The organism is Streptomyces sp. NPDC053750 (assembly GCF_044544295.1).
Taxonomy (GTDB): Bacteria; Actinomycetota; Actinomycetes; order Streptomycetales; family Streptomycetaceae; genus Streptomyces.
The window spans coordinates 1-9,621 of sequence record NZ_JBITXB010000051.1; the positions used below are offsets into that span (position 1 = coordinate 1).

Here is a 9,621-nt window from a genome sequence, read left to right on the forward strand (position 1 = left end):
CTTCGCTCCCGCCTGGCTTCGGGCTGCGCCCGAAGCAGCGAACCCCCGCGCTGCGCGCGGGGGTTGCCCTCCCGCTTCGCGTAAGGGCAAGGGGGGACCTGCAAGCCCTGGATACTTCCCGCTCCGCAGAAGCAGAAAGCGGCAGAAGTGGAAAGCGCCTCGCTTCGCTCCGCGCTCAACAAGCCCGCTACGCAATCTCGTTACTGCTTCCTGCGCTGCGCTCCGGAAGCAGTACACCCCGCATCACAGAGTGCAGCCGGCCTTCGGCCGACTGGTGGCCTCCGCTGCGCTCCAGCCACTAGGCACGCGGTGCTTCGCGCGGTCCGGGCTAACAGCAAGCAGACGGAAGCTGACCACTCATCAGGAAGGCCGGAGAATTGGAAGCGGATCAACCGTCAGAGACTCACCTCATGTGCTTCAAAAAAATACACGGATGAACTCAGGAACTCCCGGTATAAGACCTTCGCACCGCTGCCAAAAGCAGACCCGAGCACATCGAACATCAGCCACTACCGCCAGCTTCCTGCGCCAGGGCTCTGGTAGATACAGCACCTCCAGGGCTTCCTCAGCGCCGCACAGCGACCCACAGACGGCTGGGGACCTGCGCAGGTGAGTCGGAGTCACAGACCGGGTGACGCTTGGCGGCCTGGCGTTTGTCAACGTGCGAGCCTCAGATGCTGGGACGGCCAGCCGTCGGTGGTGAGTGCCGAAGCCTCGATTGCACGACCCCAAGGCACCGTGACTGCAGGCAGGTTCGAGCGGACCTCAGCCACCTAATACTTACGAACACCAAGAAATCGCAGGTAGGAGGCATGAGCTTGCGTCGATGTGTCACCTCAGCCGGTACATATCGGCAGCGGTATGTACCGGCTGAGGTGACACATCGCGGACGAAACGTCAGCCAGACCGACACTTTGGAGCCCAAAACGTCAGCGAGACCGACATTCCCCGGGCGTTCCGTCAGGCGGCTGCCGGTGCGTGGAGAGGAGGAGATCTGTCCCCCGTGGGGTGACACAACACGTCGGAATGTCAGCGAGACCGACAAATATGTCGGCGCGGCTGACATACTTCTACTGCCCAAGATCAGCGAAGTGGAGAGCAGCCTCGTGTCATCCGAGCCACAGCGCCGCCGTCCCGCATCGAAGCGCGCGCCGAGCCGTCCGGAGTTGCCCCTCGATGATGAGATCCAGGCATGGTCCAAGCCGGTTCAGCCGGTTGAGGACCTCGACTCGGTGGCTCGTCGCTACCCCCGCCGGAAGCTCTCGCTCAGCAGTGAGCGCAAGCCGATGGAGTTCTATGACACCCCAGAGCGCCCCAAGGCGTTCTCCATGGACTCACTCGAGTTCTTCTTCCTCATCGCGCAGTACTTCCGTGAGGCCTTGCCGCTGCGGTTGATCCTGCTGATGATTGCGTGTCAGAAGGCCGGTGGGCGGATCCGGCTGACGCAGGAGGAGATGGCGACGGTCCTGGAGGTGCACCGTGGGAAGATCAACGAGGCGCTGCAAGAGGTCATGAGCCATGGCATCGTTTTCAAGGTGCGCCGAGGCGTCTACCAGTTCAACCCGCCCTACTCGTACCGTGTAGCGGAGTTCATCCCGGGCACGGAGCTGGTTGAAGCCGAGTACGTACAGGTCGACCAGGACAAGACGATCGCGAAGATCCGCAGGGATGAGAGCCTGCCGGATCTGGTCCGGTTCCCGTCGCTGGATCACATGCGCGAGGCGATCGAGGAACTGCGGAAGAAGCGGGCCGAGGAACGCGCTGCACGCCGACTGGCCCGTGCGCAGCGCCAGGAGGAGGAATCAGCCCAGTGAGTACGTTGAAGTGGTCGGCCACCAACGCCGACGGCCTTCTCGCCGACCTGGACCTGCCGCCCGCCGCGTACCGTGCGCTGCTGAAGCTCCGGGCGCGCAGCGAGCCCGGAGGTCGCATCGCGATGGACCAGGCCACCCTCGGTGAACTGCTCGGACTCAGCCGCCCCAGCGTAAACGCCGCACTGCGGAGTCTGGAGCTGGCCAAGCTGGTCAAGAAGGTCCGCAACGGCGTGTACCAGATCAACCCGATGCTGGCCGGCTACAACTCCCCCGAGGACGCCCTGGACGCCGTCCAGGCAATGCCCAAGGCGGACCGCCTGGACAGCAAGACCTACGTGGCGGACTACTACAAGGCCGTCGCCGCCTATCAGGACCAGCTTGCCGAACAGCGCACGAAGCGAGCCGCCGCCGCCACTGCCAAGAAAGCCGCGGCCGCAAAGAGGCGCCGTTCGCTGCACGCCGTCGGCTAACCCGGCCGGACGCCCTCGCACGGACATCGGCACTGCACCCCACGGGCCCAGCACCGATCCCTTCCGGCGTCGAGGGCAACACCGAAGATCCCCGCCTGCGTGGACAAAGGTTCACCGAACAGCGACGGGCGCCCTCGGCCTCGGTAAGCGTCGGCAGGGCGGGGGCGAAGAAGTCCCGGTCTTCGGCCATGGGCGCCGTGCACCGGCAGGGACGGAACCTATCGGTGCAGGTGGGCCAGAGCCTCGCCGCTCACGGTGTAGGGACGTTCACACGGCAGGAGCTGCCGGGCGACGTCCACCTCTCCGTCCCGTACATGGGCGTGGATCATGCGGGCCAGCGGTGTGACATCGGTGATGGAGACGATCCACTCGTCGGCATAGAGATGTGCGGCTTCACCGGTGAGGCCGAGTTGTAGAGATCGGTGCGGAAGCGGCTGAAGGCACAGGTCGCGTTCGGGGTCCCACTGCACCCGGGCGGGAGCTCGCTTCAACTGGCGCTTCCACGTGGCGCGGTCGGTGTGGAGGCCATGCTCATAGTGGGACAGGCAGGCGTGTCGCAGTGCCCACTCGAAACCCTCCCGGGTGATCTCGACGGCGAGGACACGCTCCTGGCCTTCCTTGCTGCCCCACCCGCAGCGGTACATCATCCACAGGAACGACGGCTTGATCCACGTCATCCGGTCTCGCTGCCACTCCGCCGGGAAACGGCCGTCTCGGGCCGCCGGCAGACCGATCGTCGGCGAGTATGCCTGGTAGACGGTGATCGTGCGGTCCGTGTGCAGGGCTCGGATCCGGTGCTTGGGTTCTGTCACTGGATCAGGGTGATCACACGTCTTCGCGCGCGCCATCGAATTACCGTGAGCAATGCGCCCGGCGCAGCGAGCAGGCGCAGGCGGTGTGGAGGCAACGAACCCTCCCTGTGGTGGGTGGAAGACGGCAGAAGGGGTGTCGCGCGTCCGCACGACCTGCTGGCCGGACAATGAAGGCGCAGCTCCGGCTGGGGGCGGGAGACGGACGACCCGGGTTGTCCGCGGACGCCAACCCTGCCGGACGCCCTCACACGGACATCGGCACGGAGTTCCGCGAGGGCGGACTCGCCGGCATTGCCCGGATCGCTTCAGAGATCGGCGGCGTCTCCGGCCCTCCTGAGTGCGGAGCCGATCCTCTGCGCCACGGTGCTGTTCCGCCTCTCGCGTGCCGCCCGGTCTGCCGGTACCAGTCGCGCGGCGGTCTCCACGGCGTAGGTGTCCGGGTCGCCGAAGGCAGTCTGGGGGTGCTCTTCCGTGTCCGCGCAGTGCGCCGTGACCTCCTTGACCGCCTGGAGTACGACTGCCCGGTCCACGCCCGGCTGCATGGCCAGCCGTACCTGGAAACGCGCCATCCACTTTTCGCGGTCCATTTCCCCCCGCGCGTCCGTTGTCTCGTTCTTCTTCGGCACGTGCTCGCTCTCCCGGTGATCGGCAGCCACTCGTCGCAATGTTGGACGCGGGGACGTTGAAGGCGGTTGTGTCACGCGCTAGTCCGCCTGGGCAGCGGGCTGGTCGGTGAGGGAATGGGCCAGGTCGCGAAGGCGAGCCGGGTCGCGCTTGAGGGCCTTCGTGTGGAGGAACTGGAGGAGGACGAAGAAGACCTCGTCGCTCTCGATCTTCTTGTCCAGGAGCATCGCCAGGGCGCCGGGCTCGTCGTACGGGACCCTCCGTGCCTGTCCCTGCTCCGCGACCGGGGCGGTGTCCGTGCGTGGCTCCGGTACGGCGGCTTCTATTACGTCGTAATAGGTCTCGGGGGTGTCCCCGTTCCTGTCCCGGTCGTTGTCGGGCTTTGCCGGGCTGTTGTTGCGTTGGGCCTTTTCCGCTTCCTTTCGGGCTCGTTCGGCCTTCAGGGCCTGGAGGGCCGCTTCCTGGTCCGCGGCCGGCTTGTTGCCCACCGCTCGCAGCAGGTCGATGGGCTCCTCGCTGATGCGGGCCTGCAGTTCGGGGGTGAGGTTGAGCAGGGCGAGGCGTTGGGACACCCATCCTTGTGAGCGGTGGAGGCGCTTGGCCAGGGCGGTCTGGCTGCCGTGGATGGCGAGGAGGCGTTGGAGGGCCCGGGCCTCGTCGAGTTCCGCGAGGTCCTGGCGGTGGATGTTGGCGACGAGAGCGGACTCGAGGAGTTCCTCGGAGTTGCTTCCCTGGTCGTCGCTGACCATGACCTTGACGGTGGCGAGGCCCGCCTCGCGGGCTGCGGCGAGGCGGCTGCTGCCGTCGATGACGACGTGGGTGGCGTCGCGTTCGAGGTCGGCTTCGCGCTCCGGGTTGGCCTTGAGGTAGGCGTCGCGGTTCATGACCGTGATGGCCTGCTTCTGGCCGTGGGTCTTCAGGCTTCCCGCCAGGTCGGTGAGGTCACCGAGGCTGGAGCGGGGGTTGTCGGGGTTGGGGCTGATGCGGTCCGGAGCGAGCACCGTGGGCGGGGCCACGCCGTCGGTGGGGACTCCGGTGGCGGCGGCGACGGCCTGGCGGCGGGCGCTGACCGGGCGCGCCGCCCCGCCGAACCGGCCGGCGCCCAGCTGGTCGGCCTTGCTCATGCGATCTCCCTGGCCAGTGCGCGCATGCCGATCGCCTGCTGGGACTTGGGGGCGTACGACAGCAGGGGCTGCTTCATACGGACGGCTTCCTTCTGTTCCTTGAGGTCTCCGATGAGTCCGACGACACGGGGATCCTTTATGTCGACCCAGCCCTGCAGTGAGGAGGTGGCGATGTAGCCGCGGCGGGAGTCGTAGAGGTTGACGACGATGCCGAGGTAGTCGACGTCGATCTGGAGGTCGTCGCGCAGGTCGTCGATCTGTGTGGTGAGGAGGTCGTAGGCGTCGGCGGAACTGTCCTCGGCCTGGACGACGATGAGGGCGCCGGACTGGCCGGGCCGCTCGCCGTCCCTGCGGCGGCCGTAGTAGGAGGCGGCGTCCATGCTGAGGCCGAGGCTGGGCGGGCAGTCGACGAGGATGACGTCGTAGTCGGCCTCGAGGGGGGCGAGGGCGCGTTCCAGGGCGGCTTCCCGGGCGCGTACGGCGGACAGGCGTACGTCGAGGAGGAAGGCGTCGTTGCAGGCGGGCAGGAGGTGCAGTCGGCCGCCGAAGGTGTCTTCGTCGATGGGGACGACGAGGTCGCGGAGCTCGCCCTTGGGGTCTCCCGCCATGTGGTTGGTGAGGCTGTCACCGTTCATGGGCAGGGGGGCGGCGCCGAGTTGGTTGGTGAGGTGGCACTGGGGGTCGAAGTCGACCAGGAGGACGCGGAGTCCGGGGCCGGGGAGGTTCTCGACGTCGAGCGGGTCCCTGGTCTGCTGGTCGCCCGGCGGGGTGTCGGTGTCGCCGGCGCGGAGGGCCTTGTTGAGGGCCTTGGCGATCTGTACCGCGTACAGGGTGTTGGGGTCCTCCGCGAAGGCCTCGCCGAGGCCGGCGGTGATGGCCGTCTTGCCGACGCCGCCCTTCTGGTTGCAGACGATGATGCGCCGGGTGATCTCGGGGCGTGCGACGTCGGGGGCCGGGTTGGAGTCGAGCCACAGCTGGACGGACTGGGCGAGGCCCTGGATCAGTGAGACGCGGCGGTCCGCGACGACTTGGCGGAATTCCTCCCACTGGCCCGGTGGCAGGAAGGTGGAGAAGGAGTCGGCGCCCGCGGTGTCGACGGACGCCGTGGCGGAGGCCAGGCCGCACCAGTCCCTGATGCCCTGTTCGACGGCGGCCTGGATCTCGATGCCGTGCTGGGCGGCCCTGATCTTGAGGTTCTGCCGGAGCCATCCCGGCAGCTTGGAGACGACCTTCTCGCGGTCGTTGGAGGTGGCTGGCGAACTCATGGGAGTCACCTTACTAACGTCCTTGATCCTTTGTGGCATCACCGCGTTAGGAAGTTGCTTATTCTGCGGCAGTCACAAGTCGATGTCGATGCGTTCGATGCCGGTGAACTCCACTCCCAGGCCGTGGGCGCGGGTGTTGTTGTTGCGGAAGTACATCTCCGCGAGGCCTTCGGCCGCGATGCGCTGGAGTTGTTGTTCGGTGGCGCCGGCGTCGCGGGCGGTGAAGAGGCGGTCCGCCCACTGGGGGGTGAGGGCCTGGGTGATGTCGCGGACGCGGGCGTCGTCGGTGGTGCCGGGGGCGGCGGTGAAGCCGAAGCGGGCCCGGGTGGAGAGGACCAGGCCGTCGGTCGTGGACGCCTTCTGCTTGGCTCTCGCCCGTACTTGGGGCTGCCAGCGCCTTCTGACCTCGCGTTCCATGCGTGTGCGCAGCTCGGGGCGGGGGCGCTTGAGCTGGCCCTTGACGTAGCGCTCCACCGTGCGCTGGGAGACGCCGAGGAGTTGGGCGGCGGCTCTGGTGGTCTTGAGTTGCTTGACCAGGTACTTCATCTGAGCCTGGGCGCTCTTGGGGATGGGGCGGGTGAATGCCCCTTCCAGCGAGCGGTCCAGGCCGTCTCCGACCGGATCCACCATCGTCGGCTACTCCCCTTCCCCGGCGGCCGGGTCGGTCTTGATGAGGTTGGCGATGTTGAACACGCCGCCGTGCTCCTCGTACTGTTCCTCGGCCCACAGGACCGTCCGGGTGCCCTGGTGCTTGACCATGCCCGGGGAGACGCCGAGCCGGAAGGTGCCCGGCAGGGGCTTGCCGTCGGGCGTGTGCGGCAGGACGTCCAGCGGGGACGGGCCGGGTGAGGGGTAGACGACGGCGTCGGTGCCGATCGCCACCGGGTAGAGGTCGGCCGCGGCCGCGGTCTTCATCAGCTTGCGGTGCAGGCCGATGCGCTGGTTGGCCAGGACGGCCGCCCGGATGTCGGGGCGCCACGTCTCCCGTTCGAGGGCGGGCCACGGTTCGTAGTACGGCACCTGGCCGCGGTTGCGCTGGCGGAGCTTGCCGATGCCGCCCTTCGCCGTCGCCTTGATGGCACCGACCAGCAGCGCCATCGTCGGGTCCACCTGCCTGGAGCGGGCCATCGCCGCCAGGAACTCGGCCCCGCCCATGCCGGTGGTGACGCCGAGGTCGGCCATCGTCGTCACGTACGCGTCGCGCAGGCGCTTGTACCAGGCGTCCAGATAGCGGCCGGTGCGCGTGCGCACGTACGCCTCGACCGGCGCGACCTCGAAGCCGAGTTCCACCGCGTAGGCGACGGTGGGGGTGGCGTACCAGGCCGGTCCGGTGGGGCGGTCGCCCCTCGGGGTGAACGGGGAGGGGAGCCGGTCGCCGTCGACCGTGCGGCCGTTGACCTCCACGCGGGAGAGGTCGACGTGGCTGAGGTCGACCAGCCAGGAGCCGGGCAGCGACGGGTCGAAGGCCGGGTTGCCGGTGAGGTGGGTCGGGCCGTTCAGGCCGACGGTCAGGCCGTTGGCGGCCGCGGCGAACGACATGTTGACGTCGATCGCGACCAGGTACCGCCGCATGCACTCCTCGTCGGTGAGGGGCCGGCACCAGTCGTAGGGCTCCTCCATCAGCATCTCGGCCGGGGTGCGCAGGTGGTGGCGGGCGAACTTTCCCTTGAGGACGGGGTGTTCGTCCGGCACTTCGGGTTCCACCACGTCGTACACGGCGGTGAGCGCGTCGTCGTTGAAGGCGCGGGTGAACTCTCCGGTGGCCGGGTCCTTCTCCGCGCGGGTCGGTGGGCGCAGCGCGGTCATCAGCTCCAGGCCGGTGACGGCCGCGGTGCCGCGGGGCGTCATCACCCGCTGGGCGTACGCGCCCAGGTAGCGGGCGAGGTCGGCCGGGTGCATCCTCGGCAGGTGCGGGTCGGCCTTGTTGTCCCACTCTCGGGCGTCCAGGGCGTTCCAGGAGGGGATGCACAGCTGGACGCAGTTGCGTTTCGCTCCCTCGGCCGGGCGGTAGATCCGCGCCCACGGCCCGAATCCGCGTCGGGTCAGCTGCCAGTCGGCCCTGGTGAGCTGCCTGACCGCCTTGTGGCCGTCTGCGAGGCGTCCGGCGCGGCGTTCTTCGTCGGAGAGGGTGGTGGGCAGGCCGTAGCGCTCCAGTGCGGCGGGGGTGAGGACGAGGAGGGGGTCGGCGTCGCGGCCGTTGCGGTGCAGGCGGGTCTGGCCGAGGCGGGCTTCGGCCAGGGTCCAGCCGATCAGTGCGGGGAGGGTTTTGGCGGGGACGTCCAGGATCAGGCCGCCGGTGCAGTGGGCGAGCGTCTGGCCGTCCTCTGCGTCGATCACGGCGAGGGGGCCGTTCTCGAAGCGGGGGGTGGGTTTGCCGGGGGTGGGGGTGACGGTGGCCGGGCGGGGGGTGGGCGAGGGGGGTGCCGGTGAAGGGGGTGGGGTCTTGGGGGCCGTTGCCGGGGGTGCGGCGGGCTCCGCGGGTGCCTCCGGCTCCTGGGTCCCGGTCCCGGTCTCGGTCTCGGTCTCGGGGGCGGGGTAGAGCTCGGCGAGCTGCTTCAGGAGGCGGGCGTATGCGTCCCGCTCCGGCGGTCGTGGTTCCGTCTTGCCCGTCTCCCAGCCGGACAGCGTCGCGCGGCGCACCTTCAGCGCGGCGGCCACTTCCTCGGCCGTCAGGCCGTGGGCCTTCCGCAGCCGCTTGCGCTCCTGCGGCGACGGCAGCGGAGCACGGGACGCGACCAGTGCGTCGACCGCGTCGAACAGACCGGACATGGGACACCTCCTGGCCGACATGCTACCCAGTCACGCACCTACGGCGTACATTCACCGTACATTGCGCGTACGGGGTGCGGTTTCTCGGGCAGGCAGGGGCCGGGACGGTGCCGGTCAGGTGTCCGTGCGGGCCACGTTCGCGTGGACCCAGTCGGTGATCTCCCGGGTGGTGGTGCCGGGGGTGAACAGGGCCGCCACGCCGAGGCCGAGCAGGGGCGGGATGTCCGCGTCCGGGATGATCCCACCGCCGAACACGGTGATGTCGGTGGCGTCCTGCTCGCGCAGGAGGCGGAGGACCTCGGTGAAGAGGGTCATGTGGGCCCCGGAGAGCACGGACAGACCGATGCCGTCGGCGTCCTCCTGGAGGGCGGTGTCCACGATCTGGCGCGGTGTCTGGTGGAGGCCGGTGTAGACAACCTCGATGCCCGCGTCGCGGAGGGCCCGGGCGATCACCTTGGCACCACGGTCGTGGCCGTCCAGGCCGGGTTTGGCGACGACGACGCGGAGCGGGGTGCTGGTGCCGGTACTGGTGGTGGAAGGCATGGGTGTCGGGGTTCCTCGGCTCAGTAGGCGTCTGTGGGTGTGTACGTGCCCCACACCTCGCGGAGTGTGTTGCACACTTCGCCGACGGTGGCGCGGGCCTTGAGGGCGTCCTTCATCGGGTAGAGGACGTTGTCCTCGCCCTCGGCGGCCTTCTTCAGGGCCGCCAGCGCCGTGTCCACCGCAGGCTGGTCGCGCTCCGC

10 protein-coding genes are annotated in these 9,621 nt (G+C 68.7%); 2 read left to right on the forward strand and 8 right to left on the reverse strand.

Annotated features, from left to right (window positions below; all coding sequences use genetic code 11):
* Positions 1–1,091 precede the first annotated feature (1,091 nt).
* Together ACIGO6_RS41425 and ACIGO6_RS41430 are read left to right on the forward strand one after the other, a co-directional pair.
* Positions 1,092–1,814, forward strand: a complete 723-nt coding sequence (locus tag ACIGO6_RS41425) for a hypothetical protein (RefSeq protein ID WP_399885944.1) — start codon at positions 1,092–1,094, stop codon at positions 1,812–1,814.
* Positions 1,811–2,284, forward strand: a complete 474-nt coding sequence (locus ACIGO6_RS41430) for a helix-turn-helix domain-containing protein (RefSeq protein ID WP_399885946.1) — start codon at positions 1,811–1,813, stop codon at positions 2,282–2,284. Before ACIGO6_RS41425 ends, ACIGO6_RS41430 begins: the two co-directional genes overlap by 4 nt.
* A 218-nt stretch (positions 2,285–2,502) precedes the next feature.
* Here the strand turns inward: ACIGO6_RS41430 and ACIGO6_RS41435 are convergent, their stop codons facing one another.
* The 8 genes from ACIGO6_RS41435 to ACIGO6_RS41470 form a co-directional block, all read right to left on the reverse strand.
* A complete protein-coding gene (locus ACIGO6_RS41435; RefSeq protein ID WP_399885948.1) occupies positions 2,503–3,132 on the reverse strand; it encodes a DUF4291 domain-containing protein in 630 nt (209 codons plus the stop codon).
* 269 nt (positions 3,133–3,401) lie between these two features.
* Entirely contained in the window at positions 3,402–3,683 is a 282-nt protein-coding gene (locus ACIGO6_RS41440) for a hypothetical protein (RefSeq protein WP_399885966.1), read from the reverse strand.
* A 117-nt stretch (positions 3,684–3,800) separates the two neighbouring features.
* Positions 3,801–4,844 carry a ParB/RepB/Spo0J family partition protein gene (locus ACIGO6_RS41445; protein WP_399885950.1) on the reverse strand — a complete coding sequence of 348 codons (1,044 nt, stop codon included), beginning with the start codon at positions 4,842–4,844 and terminating at the stop codon, positions 3,801–3,803.
* On the reverse strand, positions 4,841–6,109 hold the full coding sequence (locus ACIGO6_RS41450; RefSeq protein ID WP_399885952.1) for a ParA family protein: 1,269 nt from the start codon (positions 6,107–6,109) through the stop codon (positions 4,841–4,843). Before ACIGO6_RS41450 ends, ACIGO6_RS41445 begins: the two co-directional genes overlap by 4 nt.
* 72 nt (positions 6,110–6,181) lie before the next feature.
* Positions 6,182–6,739, reverse strand: a complete 558-nt coding sequence (gene tpg / locus ACIGO6_RS41455) for a telomere-protecting terminal protein Tpg (RefSeq protein ID WP_399885954.1) — start codon at positions 6,737–6,739, stop codon at positions 6,182–6,184.
* 6 nt (positions 6,740–6,745) lie between these two features.
* Positions 6,746–8,878, reverse strand: coding sequence for a telomere-associated protein Tap (gene tap / locus ACIGO6_RS41460; RefSeq protein WP_399885957.1), 2,133 nt, complete (start codon positions 8,876–8,878; stop codon positions 6,746–6,748).
* A gap of 114 nt (positions 8,879–8,992) precedes the next feature.
* A complete protein-coding gene (locus ACIGO6_RS41465) occupies positions 8,993–9,421 on the reverse strand; it encodes a cobalamin B12-binding domain-containing protein (RefSeq protein ID WP_399885960.1) in 429 nt (142 codons plus the stop codon).
* 20 nt (positions 9,422–9,441) lie between these two features.
* Positions 9,442–9,621 (reverse strand): methylmalonyl-CoA mutase family protein (locus ACIGO6_RS41470; RefSeq protein ID WP_399885963.1); only part of this gene is annotated, 180 nt, incomplete at its 5' end.